Annotated in this window: 11 protein-coding genes and 1 pseudogene; 8 read left to right on the forward strand and 4 right to left on the reverse strand. The window is 54.2% G+C overall.

The features are described 5' to 3' along the window. Positions 1 to 6 precede the first annotated feature (6 nt). Positions 7 to 1,008, reverse strand: a complete 1,002-nt coding sequence (locus tag AYT24_RS08810) for an NAD-dependent epimerase/dehydratase family protein (RefSeq protein ID WP_164927122.1) — start codon at positions 1,006 to 1,008, stop codon at positions 7 to 9. A gap of 242 nt (positions 1,009 to 1,250) precedes the next feature. On the opposite strand from AYT24_RS08810, the gene AYT24_RS08815 reads away from it, so the two are divergent. Then, positions 1,251 to 2,453: an aminotransferase class I/II-fold pyridoxal phosphate-dependent enzyme gene (locus AYT24_RS08815; protein ID WP_164927123.1), complete on the forward strand. Its 1,203-nt coding sequence runs from the start codon at positions 1,251 to 1,253 to the stop codon at positions 2,451 to 2,453. 299 nt (positions 2,454 to 2,752) lie between these two features. Then, complete coding sequence (locus AYT24_RS08820) at positions 2,753 to 5,287, forward strand: TonB-dependent receptor (RefSeq protein WP_010933610.1); 2,535 nt, start codon at positions 2,753 to 2,755, stop codon at positions 5,285 to 5,287. A gap of 96 nt (positions 5,288 to 5,383) precedes the next feature. Here AYT24_RS08820 and AYT24_RS08825 read toward each other — a convergent pair whose 3' ends face one another. Continuing rightward, positions 5,384 to 5,563, reverse strand: a complete 180-nt coding sequence (locus tag AYT24_RS08825; RefSeq protein ID WP_010933611.1) for a hypothetical protein — start codon at positions 5,561 to 5,563, stop codon at positions 5,384 to 5,386. Between the two features lie 209 nt (positions 5,564 to 5,772). Here AYT24_RS08825 and bchH point away from each other — a divergent pair, with 209 nt between their 5' ends. The 6 genes and pseudogenes from bchH to AYT24_RS08855 all read left to right on the forward strand — a co-directional run. Beyond that, on the forward strand, positions 5,773 to 9,576 hold the full coding sequence (bchH, locus tag AYT24_RS08830; RefSeq protein ID WP_164927124.1) for a magnesium chelatase subunit H: 3,804 nt from the start codon (positions 5,773 to 5,775) through the stop codon (positions 9,574 to 9,576). 303 nt (positions 9,577 to 9,879) lie between these two features. Continuing rightward, positions 9,880 to 10,296, forward strand: a complete 417-nt coding sequence (locus AYT24_RS08835) for a hypothetical protein (protein WP_010933613.1) — start codon at positions 9,880 to 9,882, stop codon at positions 10,294 to 10,296. 198 nt (positions 10,297 to 10,494) lie between these two features. Then, positions 10,495 to 14,331, forward strand: a complete 3,837-nt coding sequence (locus AYT24_RS08840; RefSeq protein WP_010933614.1) for a magnesium chelatase subunit H — start codon at positions 10,495 to 10,497, stop codon at positions 14,329 to 14,331. A 43-nt stretch (positions 14,332 to 14,374) separates the two neighbouring features. After that, positions 14,375 to 15,073 (forward strand): magnesium protoporphyrin IX methyltransferase, encoded by a 699-nt coding sequence (gene bchM / locus AYT24_RS08845; protein ID WP_010933615.1) that lies wholly within the window; start codon positions 14,375 to 14,377, stop codon positions 15,071 to 15,073. A gap of 164 nt (positions 15,074 to 15,237) precedes the next feature. Continuing rightward, positions 15,238 to 16,878, forward strand: coding sequence for a magnesium-protoporphyrin IX monomethyl ester anaerobic oxidative cyclase (bchE, locus tag AYT24_RS08850; RefSeq protein ID WP_010933616.1), 1,641 nt, complete (start codon positions 15,238 to 15,240; stop codon positions 16,876 to 16,878). 171 nt (positions 16,879 to 17,049) lie between these two features. Next, positions 17,050 to 17,439, forward strand: a pseudogene (locus AYT24_RS08855) (aldo/keto reductase); the annotation flags it as partial. Positions 17,440 to 17,498: 59 nt separating this feature from the next. On the opposite strand, the gene AYT24_RS08860 reads toward AYT24_RS08855, so the two are convergent. Both AYT24_RS08860 and eno read right to left on the reverse strand, forming a co-directional pair. Further along, positions 17,499 to 18,902, reverse strand: a complete 1,404-nt coding sequence (locus AYT24_RS08860) for a dihydrolipoyl dehydrogenase family protein (RefSeq protein WP_010933618.1) — start codon at positions 18,900 to 18,902, stop codon at positions 17,499 to 17,501. A gap of 178 nt (positions 18,903 to 19,080) precedes the next feature. After that, on the reverse strand, positions 19,081 to 20,364 hold the full coding sequence (eno, locus tag AYT24_RS08865; RefSeq protein WP_010933619.1) for a phosphopyruvate hydratase: 1,284 nt from the start codon (positions 20,362 to 20,364) through the stop codon (positions 19,081 to 19,083). Positions 20,365 to 20,392: the final 28 nt, after the last annotated feature.

The following is a 20,392-nucleotide window of genomic DNA, read 5'->3' on the forward strand; positions in this document are numbered from 1 at the left end:
TGTTCTCTACAGCCACCCCTGCTGCCGGTACCACACCAACGTTTCGGGAACCCCCGTTTCCAGTGGAATGCTCGCGGTAAACCCGAGTTCCCGCTCCGCTTTTTCCGGGCTGCATACCCAGAAATCCTGCACCAGTTCATTGGCTTTGTCCTTGTTGATCAGAGCTGGGCAGCCGGTCAACTTAGCAACGCCGCCGAGCACCGCGCCCAAACCGAACACCAGCGGCTTCGGCAGGTTGAGGCGAAGCAGTCGCCTGAAACCGAGCACCGGACGGGCCGCCGCGATCACCTCGTCCCAGGCGTAGCCGCGAGGCGAGGTGATAAAATAGTCCTGACCGGCGGCGTTTTCCGAGTCAAGTGCGAGCAAAATTCCGCGGATCAGCTCATCGACATGGATCATGCTGAAACGCTGGCGTCGCCCGGGACCCGCCGAGAGCAGATATCCGTTCTTCATCATGGTGAAAACTTCGAGAATATCGCGATCGCCAGGACCGTACACGGCAGGTGGCCGAACAATGGTGAGCGGAACGCTTCCGGCGTGTCGCCGCGCAACCGCTTCGCCGAGCAGCTTGCTGCGCCCGTAAGCGCTCACCGGGCGAGGCCGGTCAGATTCCATGACGCCCGGAGACGGTGACGATGCCGGGCCCATGGCGGCAAGCGACGAAACCAGCAAAAAACGGCCAAGCCCCGGATTGTGGCGTTTCACCGCTTCGAGCAGATTTTCAACCGGCCTCACGTTTCCCTCGGCAAATCCTGCTTCATCGACCGCTTTGGTCACGCCGGCAAGGTGGATGATCGATGCCACGCCAGAAACCGCTCTCCCGAGGGCTTCCGGATCGCCGTAAGCGGCGCAAACCTCTTCAACGCCTTCGCGATATCCCGCCGACAATGTGCTGCGGCTTTCAGGCCTGAGCAGTACCCGCACCCGCCGGCCCTGCCCAACGAGGGCATCGACCATTCTCGAGCCGATAAAACCGGTCGAACCGGTAACCAGAATCACTCCGTCCATAAACATTATCCTCTTTTATCCAGAAATTACCGTCCTTTACTGCCCGTGCACACCAACAGACAACGCCCTGACGAGCGGACAAAAAACACAGCCCTGTTTATCAAAAAAATGAAAATTTTAATACATTTCTGTTTCATAGCAGAATCCGCAATACTGCTCAAGCCTTGCTAACACGATTTGCGGAAGAGCTCCATCATCAATTTCAAGTGCCTGGCAAAAACGTGGAAGTAAAACCGCAAACTGTGGAAAAAACGAAAGATATATTCAAAAAGTGTGTGGATTTCACCCTTGCCGACGAAGTCAAAGCACTGGGAGTATATCCTTTTTTTCGCCCTATAGATGACTCCGAAGGGCCGGTCGTCTCTTTCGAGGGCCGGAAGCTCGTGATGGCCGGCTCGAACAACTACCTTGGCCTGACCAACGATCCGAACGTCAAGCAGGCCTCGATCGACGCCATCAAGAAATACGGCACGAGCTGTTCCGGCTCGCGCTACATGACCGGAACCGTCAGGCTTCATATCGAACTTGAAGAGCAGCTTGCCGACTTTTTCGAAAAAGAGTGCTGCCTGCTGTTCAGCACCGGCTACCAGACCGGCCAGGGCATCATTCCAACCCTCGTACAACGAGGAGAGTATGTTGTTGCTGACCGCGACAATCACGCGAGCCTCGTCGCCGCGTCGATCATGGCGATTGGCGGCGGCGCAAATCAGGTGCGCTACCGGCACAACGATATGGCCGACCTGGAGCGCGTGCTTCAGAACATTCCCGAAAGCGCAGGCAAGCTGATCGTTTCGGACGGCGTGTTTTCGGTCTCGGGCGAAATCGTCGATCTTCCGGCGCTGGTGGCGCTGGCCAAAAAGTACAATGCCCGCATCGTCATTGACGACGCGCACGCCGTCGGCGTCATCGGCAAGGGCGGACGCGGCACCCCCTCGGAGTTCGGGCTGGTGAACGAGGTCGATCTCATCATGGGCACCTTCTCCAAAACCTTTGGCTCGCTCGGAGGCTACGTCGTCGGTGAGCGCTCGGTCATCAACTACATCAAGCACACCGCCTCGTCACTCATCTTCAGCGCCTCTCCGACTCCCGCCAGCGTTGCGGCGGTGCTGGCGACTCTCAAGATCATCCGCGAGCAGCCGCAACTGACCGAACGCCTGATCGCCAACACCGACTACGTTCGCCAGGGATTGCTGAAAGCCGGATTCACGCTTATGCCGTCTCGTACGGCGATCGTAACCGTGCTGATCGCCGATCAGATGAAAACGCTCTATTTCTGGAAAAAGCTTTTCGATGCCGGAGTCTATGTCAATGCCTTCATCCGGCCTGGCGTCATGCCTGGCCACGAAGCGCTCCGCACCAGCTTCATGGCCACCCACGAAAAAGAGCACCTCGACAAGGTCATTACCGAATTCTGCTCCATAGGACGCGAACTTGGCGTGATATAAAGCGTTGCGTCAAATCATGCCATTGATTACCATCAAAGCCCTGCGAAACCCGCAGGGCTTTTTTTTCTGCGAACAGACCATCAGCAAAACGACATACTTTGGAGTTTGCGTTAATTCACCATAAATTTACAACGTTCTGCACGTCCCACAACATGATGCGATGATGCGTACGACCAGATATACCGATACCCTTCCTCCCGCGCCGATGAGCAACAGCGGATCGCAACAATCAACCACTGTCCGCTGGAAAGCTATGTCCTACAACGCTCAGACAACACAAACAACCCAATACTCACATTATGAAAAAGCAGCAGGCAAAGGGTTCTGGCATGAAAAGGCTCGCGCTTTCGGCGACCTTTCTTGCAACAACGCTGGCTCCAGTGACAACCTGGGGTGCGGATGGCGTCATCCGGGGACGCGTCACGGACAAGGCAGACGGTGAAGGCGTCGTCGGCGCCGCAGTATCGATCGCCGGCACCAACATCGCAACCGCCACAGACATCAACGGCAACTTCGTGCTCCGGAACGTTCCTGCCTCGAAACAGCAGAAAGTCATCGTGACCAGCATCGGTTACGCGCCAACGACGCAGGTCATCAACCTCGGCGATGGCCAGACCGCCACGCTGAATATCGCTCTCGGCCAGACCACCATCATGGCCTCGGAAGTGGTTGTCGGCGCCGCGCTGTACAAGCAGGACAGGCTTGACGTGCCGGTTACCGCTAACATTGTCACCAAAGAGCAGATCAGGGAAGAACCAAATCCGACACTCGATGAAGTGGTGCAAGACGTGCCCGGCGTCGTGGTCAGTCGCGCTGGCGGAACCTCGTCATCGAACTTGCAGATTCGCGGATCGAATACCTACAATGGCGGCGGTATTGGCACCAGGGTGAACGCTTTCTACGACGGCTTCCCGATCAACAGCCCGGACAGCGGCGAAATCGTCTGGCAATCGGTCAACATGAATGCTGCCGACAAGGTCGAGGTGCTCAAGGGCGCAGCCGCAACGCTCTACGGTTCCGGAGCCATGGGCGGCGTAGTGAACATCACGGGCCATTTGCCAGACAAATTTGAAGTCAAGGCGGGAAGCGGCATCGGCTTTTACGACAAAACGCCATCGAGCGATGAGAGCGAATATCGCAAAGGCTTCACCCCGGTATTCTGGAACACCTATGCCGGTTTCGGAAACAAGTCCGGCAAATGGACATACGACTTCCTTTACTCGCACAGCGATGACGACGGCTACCGCCAAAACGCCTGGAATTACATGAACGACGTCAAGTTCAAAGCACGGTACGACATCGATTCAAGGCAATACTTGCAGCTCACTTCGTTCTACAACTCGACGGTCGGCGGCTATGCGTACCAGTGGCCTTACAATGCGACAATATCGACATCCACATTCACCCCAATTCTCGATCAATCGTATGATGTATTTGTAAATGCCAGATTGTTTCCCACCCACACGGCGGCATTCTCGTACGCTCAAACCATGTATCCTACTAGCCCTTTTCTATGGGATATACTTGCAAATGCCTGGTCAACGTATACAAAATACGACGTCTATACCGATGACTTGATCAGCCGGAAAAACGCTCTGGTAGGCATCAATTATGTCAACCTGCTCAGCGACAAGCTGTCACTCGACACTCGTCTGTATTACACCTACAATGCCTCGCGAATCGAGTACAACCGCACTGATGCTGATCAGACATACGCAACCGGCAGAATCAGAACTATCGGCGAGTTCAATGAAACGGATGACAGCCGCTATGGCGCAGGGATAAAACTCGATTGGCGTGCCAGCGATAACCATCGCCTTCTGTTTGGTGTGGACGGCAATATCGTTGACACAAGAACAACTCAGGTTGCTGTGGAATATCCGGTAAAAAACGAGTTCAACAACATCCAGGAAAAGAATTTTGCTGTCTTCCTGCAAGACGAGTGGAAAATCACTGACAAGCTGACTTCACTGATGTCGTTGCGCTATGACTGGAGCGGTGTCAACAAAGATGAAGTAGAGATAACCCCGGGAGTCTGGATACCCATTAACAAAAAAAGCGTTGATGCCTTAAGCCCAAGGGTCGCCTTAAACTACAGAGCAACCGACGACATGGCACTTCGCGCATCTTGGGGCCGTAGTTTCCGTGCCCCGTCTTTATATGAGCGGTTCGTGCATGATGCGGGATTCCTGACCGTTGTACCAAATCCAGACCTTGACAAGGAAACCATGACAGCATGGGAGGCTGGCATTTTCAAGCAGTTCAGCGATAAAGTCTCACTCGACATCGCCGGGTTTATCAACAACTATGATAACCTTATCGAGTCGCGGCCTACCGCTGCTCCATTAACCTACATGTATGGCAACATAACCAAAGCTCGCATCTGGGGTATTGAGACAAACCTGAACTACAGACCAAACACAGACTGGAACCTGAGCGTGGGCTATACCTACATGAATGCAAAAAACCGTTCGTTCGATGCATCAACGGCCACCGCTACAGAACTGAACAACCCCGATCCGGAATGGCTGCCCTATCGGCCTGAGCACACGGCTTCGGCCAGCGTGACCTGGAAAGCAACCAAAAAACTGACTCTGAATGTCAACGGGCGTTACGTCGGCAAGTACAAGGCTGTCACCTTGTACACCAATCCTGATGGCAAGTGGTATCCCGGCGATTTCGTGGTGTTCAACGCTGGCTTGAAGTACCAGTTCAACAAGAACGTCACAGCCACACTGGCCTGCAACAACATCAACAACACACAGTACAGTGAGGCTGAGTGGTTCCGCGCTCCGAACCGCAGCTTCATCGCCGGTATCGATCTGACGTACTGATCGATCAAAACATCGTCTCGCCGCCAGCTCGGCACAAAAACGGAAGGGCTGTCACTGTGGCAGCCCTTCCGTTTTGTCTTCTCGTAACCATTAACATCACCAGCCGATAAAGCCGACCTGAAAGAAGCCCGCCAGGTATCGATTTCCTTTATTTTTCAACCCGATCACATTGTTGCCATTCCGGATCACCCCAGAGATCATGACTGCTTTCACTGCCTTCCATGCTCGCCACAAGCGACCGGCACCGCCAGATTCTTGATCCTTAACTCTTTTCATTTAACAACTATCCGGGAACGATCCGCAACTACTTCTCATTATCAGGAATACTGCTGGATCAACCGGCGAACAGCATCGCGCCAACCTGCCGATTCGCCTGTCGAGCCCGGCAAAAAGCCTCGTACATGTTTTTAGCCTGTTATATCAAAGCGGGATTTATTACATTACGTGGCCTGAAAAACCTCAATCAAAGCACATCTCAGTTATTTATGGGCGACAAAATCCGAATTGCCGCGGTGGTCGGAATGGAACAGTGCAACCAGCGCGTATGGAGAGAAGTGAAAGATTTGATCGGCCAGAACGCCGAGCTGACTCAGTGGACCGATCAGGATCTCGAACACCAGAACCCGGAGGCCGGTAAGGCGATCCGCGAAGCCGACTGCATCTTCACCACCCTGATACAGTTCAAGAATCAGGCAGACTGGCTTCGGGAGCAGATCGATCAGTCGAAGGTCAGGACGATCTTCGCCTACGAGTCGATGCCCGAAGTGATGCAGATGACCAAAGTCGGCAACTACGTCGTTTCCGAAGACGGTAGCGGGATGCCCGACATCGTCAAGAAAGTCGCCAAAATGCTCGTCAAAGGCCGCGATGAGGACGCCCTCTACGGCTATATGAAGCTTCTGAAGATCATGCGCACCATGCTGCCGCTGATCCCGAAGAAGGCTAAGGATTTCAAAAACTGGATGCAGGTTTACACCTACTGGATGCATCCGACCGCCGAAAATCTCGCCTCGATGTTCAATTACATCATGGCGGAGTATTTCGACGTAAACGTGAAGGCAGACAAGGTTCAGGAGGTACCGACCATGGGATTTTACCATCCCGATGCGCCGGAATACATGAAAGACCTGAACCACTACGAAAAGTGGCTGCATAAAAAGAGTCGCGACGCCAAATCCCGCAACAATATCGCAATGCTCTTCTTCCGCAAACACCTCTTGCAGGAGAAAGAGTATATCGACAACACCATCCGCGCCATCGAGGCCAAGGGACTGAATCCCCTACCGGTGTTCGTGATGGGCGTCGAGGGCCACGTGGCCGCGCGCGAGTGGTTCACCCACACCAAGATTGACATGCTCATCAACATGATGGGCTTCGGCTTCGTCGGTGGACCTGCCGGCGCAACCACGCCGGGCGCTTCGGCTGCCGCGCGCGAGGAGATTCTCGGCAAGCTCAACGCGCCGTACGTCGTCTCCCAGCCGCTCTTCATCCAGGACATCAACTCGTGGAAAACGCAGGGCGTCGTGCCGTTGCAGTCGGCCATGACCTACGCCCTTCCGGAGATGGACGGCGCAGTCTGCCCCGTCGTTCTCGGCGCGATCAAGGATGGCCGCCTGCACACCGTGCCTGACCGCCTCGACCGTCTTTCCACGCTTGCAAAAAAATTCTCTGAACTGCGCCACACCGCAAACCGCGACAAGAAGGTCGCTTTCGTGGTCTACGACTATCCGCCCGGCATGGGCCGCAAAGCCAGCGCTGCACTGCTCGACGTGCCAAAGAGCATCTACAAGATGTTGCAGCGCCTCCAGAACGAGGGCTACAACGTCGGCGAACTGCCGGAGTCCCCGGAAGCGCTGCTCGCCATGCTCGACCGCGCCACCGATTACGAAATCCAGGCGCACGAGCCGGACTGCTTCGCCATCGACCGCGCGACCTTCAACGCCATCACCACCGAGCGCGAGCGCGAACGCATCGAGGCTCGCTGGGGCGGCTTCCCCGGCGAAATCGCCCCGGTCGGCGTGGACAAGATGTTCCTCGGCGGGCTCACGCTCGGCAACGTCTTCATCGGCGTCCAGCCGCGCCTCGGCATCCAGGGCGACCCGATGCGCCTGCTCTTCGACAAGGAGAACACGCCGCACCACCAATACATCGCCTTCTACCGCTGGATCAGCCGCGAGTTCGGCGCGCACGCCCTTGTGCACGTCGGTATGCACGGCACGGTCGAGTGGATGCCCGGCCTTCAGCTCGGCGTCACCGGCGACTGCTGGCCCGACGCACTGCTCGGCGAGGTGCCGCACTTCTACATCTATCCGGTCAACAACCCGAGCGAGGCCAACATCGCTAAGCGCCGCGGTTACGCGACCATGATTTCGCACAACATTCCACCGCTCTCCCGCGCCGGTCTGTACAAGGAGCTTCCGGCCTTCAAGGAGATGCTCAACGACTACCGCGAGCGCGGCCTTGAAAAAATCGTCGATGTCGAAACCGAGATGGCCATCATCGAAAAGGCTGAAAACCTCAATCTGGCCGACGACTGCCCAAGGCTTGAAGGCGAACCGTTCAGCGACTACATCAGCCGCCTGTACATCTACCTGCTCGAACTCGAAACCAAGCTCATCTCCAACACGCTGCATGTGTTCGGGGAAACGCCGGAACTCGCGACCCAGGTCACCACGATCTCCGAGTACCTCAAGGTTCGCGGCAACGAGCGCTCACTGCCTTCGGTTATCATGCAGGCGATCGGTGAAAGCGAAACCTGGGGCGACTATGCCGCACTGGCCACCAAAGCCCGCAAAGGCGATCCAAAGGCGCTCAAGGTGAGAGAAAAAGTTGACGACATCACCCGTAACTTTATCGAACAGACCATCTTCGGTAATGCGAATGCCAGTAACGTCTTCAGCGTGCTGACCGGAGGCGCGAAAGCCAACGAAGAGATGGCTGCGGCGATCAACTCCGCCTTGCAGGAGGGCGTGGCTCTCAAGCAGGGACTCCAGGACAACAGCCACGAGATGGAGAGCTTCGTGCGCGCTCTGAACGGCGAGTACCTCCCCTCCGGCCCCGGCGGCGACCTGGTGCGCGACGGCGCTTCGGTGTTGCCGACCGGCCGCAACATTCACGCCATCGACCCGTGGAGAATTCCCTCGGAGCTGGCCTTCAAACGCGGCAAGCAGATCGCCGACACCATCATCCAGAAACATCGCGACGAGAACAACGGCGAGTATCCCGAAACTATCGCGCAGGTGCTCTGGGGTCTGGACACCATCAAGAGCAAGGGCGAAGCGGTCGCGGTCATCATTGCGCTCATAGGCGCGGAACCAGCCTACGACGCGCAGAACAAAATCAGCCACTACCGGCTCGTACCGCTCGAAAAGCTCGGACGCCCGAGAATCGACGTCCTGATCCAGATCAGCTCGATCTTCCGCGACACCTTCGGCGTCTTGGTCGATCACCTCGACAAACTGGTCAAGGACGCCGCCAAGGCCATCGAACCCGCCGAGATGAACCACATCAAGAAGCATGTCGATGAGGCGCTTGCCCAGGGCAAGGACTTTGAAAGTGCCACCTCGCGCCTCTTCACCCAGGCTCCAGGCACTTACGGATCGCAGATCGACGAGCTGGTCGAAGACTCCGCCTGGGAGTCCGAAGAGGATCTTGACAACATGTTCATCAAGCGCACCGCCTTTGCCTACGGCGGCAACCGCTACGGCGACGAGCAGTCGGACATTCTCAAGAATCTGCTCGGCACCGTCGATCGCGTCGTGCAGCAGGTGGACTCGGCGGAGTACGGTATTTCCGACATTGACCGCTACTTCTCCTCGTCGGGCGCGCTTCAGCTTTCAGCTCGCCGCCGCAACCCGAAAGGCGACAACGTCAAGCTGAACTATGTCGAAACCTACACGGCGGACATCAAGGTTGACGATGCCGAGAAGGCGCTCAAGGTTGAGTTCCGCACCAAGCTGCTCAACCCGAAATGGTTCGAGGGTATGCTTGCGCAGGGCCACAGCGGCGCAACCGAAATCAGCAACCGCTTCACCTACATGCTCGGCTGGGACGCCGTCACCAAGGGCGTTGACGACTGGGTGTACAAGGAGGCTGCCGAAACCTACGCCTTCGATCCGGCCATGCGCGACAAGCTGATGAAGCTTAATCCGAAAGCTTTCAAAAACATCGTTGGCAGAATGCTCGAAGCGAGTGGCCGCGGCATGTGGTCAGCCGATCCCGACACCATCGAAAAGCTTCAGGAGATCTACTCCGATCTGGAAGATCGCCTCGAAGGCATCGAGGTCTGAGAAGACTGAACGGGACAAAAAAAGAAGGGCGCTGAATCAGCGCCCTTCTTTTTTTGTCCCCCGCCTTAGTGAATAAAAAATAGTACGTCTGGAACACAGCAACAAGGCAAGAAACACCCGATTGACAGGCTTCTGCGCCTTCACTTTCAAAACATTGTTTCATATATTGATACTGTTTAAAAGCATATCATCCTTCTGTAATCAGTCGCTATTCCGAACGAAAAACTGCACTCGCCTGCATGACGTAGTAGCAACAAACTTATTGCGCAGATCAGGTCAGTAGCGCACTCACAGAACCAGTTTATGCATATCCGAAAACATAGCGTCTGCAGAAATATTCTCCGCACTTTCGAGATCGCACTATTTTTTGCAATCTCGGTGCTCGGATACGGCCTGCTGCTCAAAGCATCCTCATTTAACACCAAATCGAAAAAACGCGACCGTGAATCGATCGTTGTCCAGAACGCTGTTGATCTGAATGGACGGCACCGCGAACTAAAGGTACTCTCCGGCACGTTACTTTTTCCGAACGATACAAAAGCCGCCCTGCCGAACCGGTACACCTTTACCGGCCAGTCTTTTTTGGCTATCTCCCCATTGCCGGCTCTCGCCCTTCATCTCCTGTGTGAGAAAGAACTGACAGTCAACTATCGCAACAGGAACAGCCGAATATCCCGCCCATACAATCTTTTTGAACAGAACCCTGTACTGCTGAATTAGCCCCGGAACACGGCAAAGCGCCAGTACTTTGCCAAATGGCAGTCGCTGCTGTTGCCCATATCATCGGGCGCGCGACATCGGCCATATTTTGGTGGTCAGTCTTATGCTGCGTGTCAAACTTCTTAATTGACACGCCATATGACCTGAAAATGGTTTTTCGGGAAAGTTCTTATGAATGCGGGTAACGAAATCTGATCTATGCGATTTCTGTTCATCACCATGGAGCCGACGAACAACGGCGTGCTCAAGTCTGCGGCAGCCGAACTGAACCGTGAGTTCGACCTCGACCTGAAGGTTTCCATATTCAACCTCGGCCTGAATCATGGCCGCCACTTCTGGGAGAAGCTCGAACAGGAAATTCCCAGAGCTGATTTCATCTTCGGCTCGATGCTCTTCAGCGAGGAGATCGTACGCCCGCTCGAAGAGCTGCTCGCAACCGCCGCATGCCCGGTTTGCATGATTACGAGCAACCCGGCGCTCATCAACCAGACCAGGATTGGCAAGTTCTCGCTCCAGAAAAACGCTGAGAAGGAGAAACAACAGGGCATCTTCAAGCAGCTCGCCTCGAAGCTCAAACCGACCCACAGCAGCTCCGAAAGCCAGCGCCAGCTCTCGCTGGTGCGCAACGTCGGCAAGCTGATGAAGCACATCCCCGGCAAGGCGCGCGACATTCACACCTTCATCTCGGCGCACCAGTTCTGGCTCAACGGCTCGAAGGAGAACATGCGGCGCTTCCTGTGCCTGCTCATCGACCGCTACATTCCGGGCTACAAAGGGAAGCTGCCGCAGAACGACCCGATCTTCTATCCCGACACCGCGCTCTACCACCCAGACGCGGGCAAGCCCTTTTCGACCACTTTCGAACTCAGGGAGTGGCAGGAGAAGCACCTGCCTGCAAAAGGTGCGGGCCGGGTGGCAATTCTGGTCATGCGAGCCACGTTGCTCTCCGAGAACATGCTGCATGTCATCAATCTGCTGCGCGAACTCGAATCGCGTGACGTGCAGTGCTGCATCGCCTACAGCGGCGGCCTCGATTTCCGGCCAGCACTCGAAGGCTTTTTCGATCCCGCCAGCAGCGAATCAATATCCATCGATCTGATTATCAACGCCACAGGATTCTCGCTCGTGGGCGGCCCGGCGGAGACCCGGTCGGCGGAGGCGGTCGGCATTCTGAAAAAGATCGGCGTCCCCTGCTTCAACCTCATTCCGCTCGCCTTCCAGCCAATCAGTCAGTGGAGAGAGAACAACCTCGGCCTCGCGCCGTTGCAGGCCGCGTTGAGCGTAGCCGTACCGGAGCTCGACGGCGCCATCGAACCGCACGTCTTCGCGGGACTCGAAGAGGGAAGCGACCGCACCCTGCCGCTCGAATCCGAGACCCGCGCCCTGGCTGACCGGATCACACGGCTGGTAAGGCTGCGCAAAAAGTCGAATGCAGAGAAGAAGCTCGCCATCGTGCTCTTCAACTTCCCGCCAAATCTCGGAAACGCAGGCACAGCGGCCTTCCTCGATGTTTTCGAGAGCTTGCTGCAGTTGATGCGCAAGCTGAAAAACGAAGGATACGACATCGAGCTCCCGGCGTCGGTCGATGATCTGCGCAACAAGCTGCTCGAAGGCAACCGGCTCGTGTTCGGCACCGACGGCAATGTGGCGGCGCACTATCCGGTCGAGCAATACCGAAAGGCGTTTCCGGCTTACGAGCGAATCGAACCGTTCTGGGGCGACGCGCCCGGCGAGCTGCTCAACGACGGCAGCCGCTTCCACATTCTCGGCGCAATGTTCGGCAACCTGTTCATCGGCCAGCAGCCATCGTTCGGCTACGAACGCGACCCGATGCGCCTGCTCATGGCCAAGGACGCCGCACCGAACCACGCCTTCGCGGCGTTCTACTCGTGGCTCGACCGCGAGTTCGGCGCGGACGCGCTCTTGCACTTCGGCACGCACGGCGCGCTGGAGTTCATGCCGGGCAAGCAGGTCGGCCTCTCGCAGGAGTGCTGGCCGAAACAGTTGATCGGTGGACTGCCGCACTTCTACTGTTACTGCGTCAACAACCCGAGCGAAGCAGCGATAGCCAAGCGGCGCGGATTTGCCACGCTGGTGAGCTACATGGCCCCGCCGCTCGAACACGCCGGTCTGTACAAAGGAATGCGCCAGCTCCGTGAGCTGGTCGGCGCATGGCGCAGCCATCCTTCCGCCGAAGCGCTGGAGGAAATTCGCAAGATGGCCGGAACGCTTGACCTCGACCATCCGTCCGACGAAATCGGCGACGAGGAGTACGTCACCTGGCTCAACAACGAGCTCTACCTCATCGAGGAGCGCATGATTCCGCTCGGCCTGCACGTGCTTGGCCAGGCGCCATCAGCCGAAAGCCTCGTGGACAACCTTGCACTGCTGGTCAGCCACTCCCGCCCTGAACTTGATAACCGCTCACTGCCAGAGCTGGTCTGCACCGGTCTGCGCCTTGACTACGACAGACTGATCGAACACCACGAGGAGGAGATGCTGCTACGCGAATCGTGGCAGAAGGTCACCTCGATCTGCCACGAAGCGGTCAAACGTTTCGTTGGCAAACTTCCGGAAACGCTTCCCGAAGGCGTCAGCACCGCAGCCTTCCTCGAAGGAACGCTCCCCGTCCGCATGAACGAGGCAAACACGTGGCTCCAGAAATCGGCTGCTATCAAGCCCCGGCAGCTCGACAGGCTCTGGCACTTCCTGAACGGCATTCTTGCCGCCATGCTCGAAAACCGCGAAATCGAAGCAATCACGCAAGCGCTTGCCGGAGCCTACATCCCGCCATCGCCAGGCAACGATCTGGTGCGCAACCCGGCCATTGTGCCAACGGGACGCAACATCCACAGCCTTGACCCCTACAGCATTCCAACACCGTTCGCAACAAAGGCTGGCGAGCGTTCAGCCGAGGAGCTGCTGGAGCAATATCGGCGCGAAACCGGCGAGCTGCCGGAGTCGATCGCACTCATCCTCTGGGGCACCGACAACCTGAAAAGCGACGGCGAAGGGGTCGCGCAGGCGCTTGCGTTGCTCGGCGCACGAACGAAAACCGACGAACTCGGCAAAATCGGCGACGTAGAGCTGATTCCGCTCGAAAAGCTCGGACGGCCGCGCATCGACATCGTCGTAACGGTCAGCGGCATTTTCCGCGACCTGCTCTCCCACCAGGTGCGCCTGCTCGACCGCGCCGTCCGGCTGGCGGCGGCGGCGGACGAGCCAGAATCGATGAACTTCGTCCGCAAGCACGTGCTTCAGCAGGCTACCGAACTCGGGATCACGGCGAACGAAGCGGCAGACAGAATCTACTCCAACGCCCCCGGCTGCTACGGCTCGAACGTCAATCACCTGATCGAAAGCAGCACCTGGGAGGAGGAGCAGCAGCTCGCCGACGCCTTCGTCAACCGCAAAAGCTTCGCCTTCTCGCCGGAGGGCGACTGGCGGGAAAGTCCGGAAATCCTCCGTTCCGCCCTGAAAAATGTTACATTGACCTTTCAAAATATCGACAGTTTCGAAATCGGATTGTCTGATATTGACCACTATTATGAGTATCTTGGCGGCGTCTCGAAATCGGTCGAGGTGCTCGGCGGCACGAAACCAAAGGTCATGGTCGGCGACACTGGCGGATTCGGCAAGGGCCAGAAAATCCGCTCTCTGGAGAGCATGGTCGCTCTCGAAGCCCGCACCAAGCTCCTGAACCCGAAGTGGTACGAGGCCATGATCGAACATGGCTACGAAGGAGTCCGGGAGATCGAGGCGCACCTGACCAACACCTACGGGTGGAGCGCGACCGCCTCGGCGGTCAAAAACTGGACATACCAGCAGTTCACGGAGACCTTCCTGCAAGATCGCCAGATGCTGGAGCGCATGGCGGCGCTCAACCCCAACGCCACCATGTCGATGACCCGGCGGCTGCTCGAAGCCAGTTCGCGCGGCTTCTGGGAGGCTGACGAAGGCACCATCGAACAATTGCAGGAGCTGTACGACGAGCTTGAAACCAGAATCGAAGGCGCCCACACTCCGGAGGTTTGACCGGGAGCAAGCGACAAACCAACATCAACCACGATAAAACACCATGAGCAGCCCATCATTCAACGTCGAGGAACACAAAAAGATGCTTCAGTCCTATTTCAATGGCCAGGGCTTCCAGCGCTGGGCATCGATTTACGGCGACGACAAGCTCTCCACCGTCCGCTCCACCGTGCGGCAGGGCCACGCGGTCATGATGGACAAGGCGTTTGAATGGCTCCAGAAAACCGGCCTGCCCAAAGGCTCGAAAATTCTCGATGCCGGATGCGGCACCGGCCTGTTCACCATCCGCCTCGCCAAAAGCGGCTACCGCGTCAAGGCAGCGGACATCGCCGAGCAGATGGTCAACAAAACCCGCGAGGATGCCGAAAAAGCCGGCGTGGCGGGTAACGTCGAGTTTGAAGTGAATTCCATCGAGTCGGTGTCGGGCACATTTGACGCCGTCGTCTGTTTTGACGTCCTGATCCACTACCCGGCGGAAGGATTTGCCCATGCATTCAGCAACCTGGCGGGCCTCACCAAAGGACCAATCATCTTCACCTACGCCCCGTTCAACAACATCCTCGCCTTCCAGCACTGGATCGGCGGCTTCTTCCCGAAAAAAGAGCGCCGCACCACCATCCAGATGATCAAGGACAAGGAGATGCAGCGGGTGCTCAGTGAACTCGGCCTCAAGATCGTCAGCCAGCAAAAGATAAGCTTCGGCTTTTACCACACGATGCTGATGCACGTGGCTCGCCGCTGAACGGCGCGGATGCTGAATTCTGGCTCAGGAATTTTAGGGAATAAGTTGTAAATTAAAAATTCAAGAATTTTTTACAGCGCACACAGCGTTGCATAACAAGCGTGTAACCACATGCCGATCCAGTCGAATTTGTACACAACAATCTATCCGGAGGGTGGAAACAGATGAAAATTCTGATGATTCAGCCGAATTATCACTCAGGCGGCGCCGAAATTGCAGGCAACTGGACGCCAAGCTGGGTTGCCTACATCGGCGGTGCGTTGAAGCAGGCTGGCTTCAATCAGGTAAAGTTTGTGGATGCAATGGCTGACGACCTGCCGGACGAGACCATTGAAGAGATCATCCGCAAAAACCAGCCGGATGTGGTAATGACCACCAATATCACCCCGTCGATCTTCAAGGCGCAGGACATCATGAAGATCGCCAAGAAGGTCAACAAGAATATCCGCACCATCATGGGCGGCATTCACTCCACCTTCATGTACCCGCAGGTGCTCACCGAAGCCCCGGAGACCGATTACGTCGTTCGCGGCGAAGGCGAAGAGGTGACCGTCAACCTCATGAAGGCGATCGCGGCAGGGAACGACAAAGAGACACGCTCCGAAATCACCGGCATCGCCTATATCGATGAGAACGGTAAAGTATTCGCGACGGCGGCCCACCCGGTCATCGAAGACCTCGACACCCTGTCACCGGACTGGAGCCTCTACGACTGGGACAAGTACATCTACACCCCTCTGAACTGCCGTCTGGCCGTACCGAACTTCGCCAGAGGCTGCCCCTTCACCTGCACCTTCTGCTCGCAGTGGCAGTTCTGGCGCCGGTACCGCGCCCGCAGCCCGAAGAACTTCGTGGACGAAATCGAGATTCTGGTCAAGAAATACAAAGTAGGCTTCTTCATTCTCGCCGACGAAGAGCCGACCATTAACAAGCAGAAGTTCGTTTCGCTCTGCCAAGAACTGATCGACCGCAAGCTCGACGTCACTTGGGGCATCAACACCCGTGTGACCGACATCATGCGTGACGAAGACCTCCTGCCGTTCTACCGCAAGGCCGGCTTGGTGCACGTCTCTCTCGGCACCGAGGCCGCGAGCCAGATGAACCTGAACCGCTTCCGCAAGGAAACCACCATCGAAGAGAACAAGTACGCCATCAAGCTGCTCCAGAAAAACGGCATCGTAGCGGAAGCGCAGTTCGTGATGGGTCTCGAGCACGAAACTCCAGAGACCATCGAAGAGACCTACCAGCTCTGCAAGGACTGGGATCCCGACATGGCCAACTGGACGATCTACACGCCGTGGCCCTTCTCCGACCTCTTCAAGGAGCTTGGCGACCGCGTCGAAGTGCGTGACTACTCTCGCTACAACTTCGTCTCGCCGATCATCAAGCCAGACAACATGGAACGCGAGGACGTGCTCAAGGGCGTGCTGAAATCGTACGGTCGCTTTTACGCTCGCAAGACCTTCTTCAGCTACCCGTGGATCAAGGATCCGTATGTGCGCAAGTACATGCTCGGCTGCCTAAAAGCGTTCGCGAAGACTACGCTCACCAAGCGTTTCTACGACATCGACCGCGTCAAGACCAAGAACCGCAAGATCGAGATCGACCTCGGTTTCGACCAGTCGCGAATCCTGACGCAGGAAGAGGCGAAGAACCTGAAAGAGCGGAGGCCAGAAATGATCGCCGACATGAGCTTCGGTCTCAAGGAAGCCGGCTACCAGCGAGAGCACGACGAACACAACTGGGACGAGTTCGACGAATCAACGATCAGGGATCGTACATCCAGCACCGTCCGCAACTGCTGATCGTCAGCGACAACATCAACAGAAAACCCTCCGAACTCCGGGGGGTTTCTGTTTTTCTGATTCTCCCCTCTCTCAATCATACCAGAACGAACAGGCGACAGAAAGAGATTTCATAGTGGCAAGGATATACTCAAGACCTTCACGACGTTTTTCAACAAACACTACCTGCTCATGGAGATGCGACGGTTGGGAACGACGGATATGGAGCTCACGCCGGTCGGGTTCGGCTGCTGGGCTATCGGAGGCGCGAACTGAGCTTATGGCTGGGGAGCGCAGAGCGACCGTGACGCCATCGAGGCGATTGAGAAAGCTGTGGAGCGTGGCATCAACTGGATCGATACGGCGGCGGTGTACGGCCTCGGCCACGCCGAGGAGCTTGTAGGCAAAGCGCTGCGAGGTCTTTGCGAGAAGCCGCTGGTATTCACCAAGTGCGGGCTTGTGTGGGACGAGAACCGCGCCATCGGCGTCATCGTCTATTCGCCAATGCTTTCAGGAATGCTCACCGGCGCGATGACGCGCGAGCGGGCGCTGAACCTTCCTGCGGACGACTGGCAGCGCAACGCTTAAGCTCACCTGTCGTTATGGAGCGTAGCGGAATAGCGGTCAGGTGGAGCGCCTTGTTAGCTTTTACTGAGCATCTTTTGGGCCAATATGCCAAATGCTTCCGTCAGAGTAGGGTGCGGATGTATTGTTTCGGCGACATTTTTGAGAATTAATCGATTTGCTATAATCAATGAGGCTTCTCCTGCCAACGATGATGCGTTATTCATGCAAATGTGGACGCCTATAATTTCCGAGTTTTTTTTGTTGACCACATACTTCAGATAGCCAAAAGGCGAATTCATAACTTGAGCAGCTGCGTCAATTTTGTAATCATACACACCGGTAATAATATCATACCCTTCTTGAACGGCCTGAGCCTCTGTAAACCCTGCTGCAACAATCTCCGGCTCAGAGAATAGTACCCAGGTGTTTTTGGAAAAATCGACTTTCTGATTATTTCCCGCTGAAATATTTGCTGATGCTATATGAGCTTCATAGGTGGCAGTATGAGCAAATTTCGGCCCATGAGTGACATCGCCTGTAGCATAAATACCCTTCACGGAAGTTTCAAGATATTCATCAACGATGATCCCTTTTCGGTCGTATTTTATATCAGTCGAATCTAAATTGAGAGATTCAATATTCGGTACTTTTCCTGTAACTACAAGCACATCCTCGAAATTTTCTTTGTGCTCAGAGCCATTTGCATCTGTGAATGTCACATCAAAATGCCCATCGGACTTATTGATTTCCTGCACTTGGGATGAGGTGTAAATGTTGACTCCTAAGCTAGAAAGCTGATTGCTAATGATTGAGACAAACTCTGTCTCAACAACGCCATACAGAATGCTATCAAGCAGTTCAATGATTGTGCATTTCGTGCCTAACTTGGTAAGCATTTGAGCCAATTCAATACCGATTGGCCCCCCTCCGATAATAAGTAGTGATTCGGGAAGTTTATCTTGCGAAAAAAGTACTTCGCTTGTCAACACATCTTGAACACCATTGCCCTTGAAGGGAGGTATGAAAGAGTGAGACCCCGTGGCTATAATGGCCTTATTGAAGGTATATTTTTCTTTTCGTCCGGTATCTTTTTCGTTGATAACCAATTCATTATTAGAAACAAATTTGGCATGACCAGCAACAAACCTTAGATTTGACAAATGCTTTAACATTTGCATCGCTGCACCAGATCGTTGACTGAGAATGGTCTGCATTTTACGCATAATCTCATTCCACGCCGCTTCTCTGTCCTCTGGTGACAGAGCCTCCTGAGCAGAGTATTTGAGCTTAACAGCATACTCATCCGCCCAATGCCGGATAATCTTGGACGGAATGCAACCGACAAACAAACATGCACCTCCAAGTTTTCCAGATTCTTCAACAAGTAAAACGGTTTTGCCTTGAGAAGCTAACTGCATAGCGGCCGGGGTTCCACCAGGGCCACCTCCAATTATGATAACATCGAATTTAGTGCTCATAATAAGTCTCCTTTGAATAGTAAAAGCTAACGTTTGACAATATGAAACGGCTGGTTTTTTAGGCTACGTTCTTGTCCACCGATAAGAAAGTTGGCGCGAGAACCAAACCATCGCAAACCACTGAACCCTAACTGTTTTATATTGTGTGTTGTGTGCTTGGCGTTATTAATTTCAGTTTTTATTTTGCATTTTTAAAGGCTTTCAATCCTGCAAATTGAGCTGATTTACCCAATTCATTTTCAATCCGCATAAGTTGATTGAATTTTTCTATTCTTTCTCCTCGACAACCACTACCACTCTTAAGATGTCCAGCATTAATTCCTACTGTCAAATCGGCAATAAAACTATCAACCGTTTCTCCACTCCGATGGGAAACAAAACAATTATATGAATTTTTATATGCAAGTTCAATCGTTTCTAAAGTCTCTGTCACAGTACCTATTTGATTCAATTTTATCAGGATAGAATTTGCAACGCCTTTATTTATACCATTTAATAAAATTGATTTATTAGTACAGAACAAATCATCGCCAACAATCTCGATTTTGTTTCCGATTACATCTGTAAGATTTTTCCAACCTTCCCAGTCATTTTCAGCCATTCCATCTTCTAGTAATACAATTGGGTATTGATTTACCCAGCTTTCCCACAATTTCACCATTTCATCACTGGAAACCAATTTCTGAGTACTTTTAAAGAATTTGTATTTCCCATTTTCCCACATTTCACTTGAAGCCGGGTCAAGACAAATACTAACATCTACACTTGGCTTATAACCAGCTTTAGTAATCCCTTCTAATATCATTTCAACGGCTTGTTCATTGGATTTTAAGTCTGGAGCAAAACCGCCTTCATCTCCAACGCCAGTGCTTAATCCTTTTAACTTTAATACAGCTTTCAAGGCGTGAAAAACTTCTTCGCCCATACGGATTGATTCTCTAAACGATGGAGCGTTATGTGGAGCAATCATAAATTCCTGAAAGTCTATTGTATTGTCTGCATGTTTACCTCCATTGATGACATTCATACAGGGAACAGGCATAATGTGAGCATTACTGCCGCCTAAATATTGATATAGCGGAGTACGTGAACTTTGCGCTTTTGCACGGGCAAAAGCCATTGAAACACCAAGTATCGCATTAGCCCCTAGTTTAGATTTGTTATTAGTTTCGTCAAGTTCAATAAGAAAATAGTCCAATTCTCGTTGATTGGTAAAGTGTTTATTCTCAATGGCTTTTGCAATGGCTGAATTAACATTCTCGACAGCTTTTAAAACACCTTTACCGCCATAGCGCTTTTTGTCGCCATCTCTAAGTTCTGTTGCTTCTCTTTCTCCCGTTGATGCTCCACTTGGAACCATTGCACGAGAAATAGTACCGTCTTCAAGTTTTAAATTCACTTCAACGGTTGGGTTTCCTCTCGAATCGAGAATCTCGATAGCATTAACATTTTGAATTTTCATAACTTATTTCCTCCATTTTTTTAAAAAA

Origin of the sequence: Chlorobaculum tepidum TLS (genome assembly GCF_000006985.1) — a bacterium.
Lineage (GTDB): Bacteria > Bacteroidota > Chlorobiia > Chlorobiales > Chlorobiaceae > Chlorobaculum > Chlorobaculum tepidum.

What these genes read in the sequence shown, in the direction of transcription:
- AYT24_RS08810 (WP_164927122.1), bottom strand. Translation starts at nt 1,008, where the DNA reads ATGGACGGAGTGATTCTGGTTACCGGTTCGACCGGTTTTATCGGCTCG.
- AYT24_RS08820 (WP_010933610.1), top strand. Translation starts at nt 2,753, where the DNA reads ATGAAAAAGCAGCAGGCAAAGGGTTCTGGCATGAAAAGGCTCGCGCTT.
- AYT24_RS08825 (WP_010933611.1), bottom strand. Translation starts at nt 5,563, where the DNA reads ATGAAAAGAGTTAAGGATCAAGAATCTGGCGGTGCCGGTCGCTTGTGG.
- bchH (WP_164927124.1), top strand. Translation starts at nt 5,773, where the DNA reads ATGGGCGACAAAATCCGAATTGCCGCGGTGGTCGGAATGGAACAGTGC.
- AYT24_RS08835 (WP_010933613.1), top strand. Translation starts at nt 9,880, where the DNA reads ATGCATATCCGAAAACATAGCGTCTGCAGAAATATTCTCCGCACTTTC.
- AYT24_RS08840 (WP_010933614.1), top strand. Translation starts at nt 10,495, where the DNA reads ATGCGATTTCTGTTCATCACCATGGAGCCGACGAACAACGGCGTGCTC.
- bchM (WP_010933615.1), top strand. Translation starts at nt 14,375, where the DNA reads ATGAGCAGCCCATCATTCAACGTCGAGGAACACAAAAAGATGCTTCAG.
- bchE (WP_010933616.1), top strand. Translation starts at nt 15,238, where the DNA reads ATGAAAATTCTGATGATTCAGCCGAATTATCACTCAGGCGGCGCCGAA.
- AYT24_RS08860 (WP_010933618.1), bottom strand. Translation starts at nt 18,902, where the DNA reads ATGAGCACTAAATTCGATGTTATCATAATTGGAGGTGGCCCTGGTGGA.
- eno (WP_010933619.1), bottom strand. Translation starts at nt 20,364, where the DNA reads ATGAAAATTCAAAATGTTAATGCTATCGAGATTCTCGATTCGAGAGGA.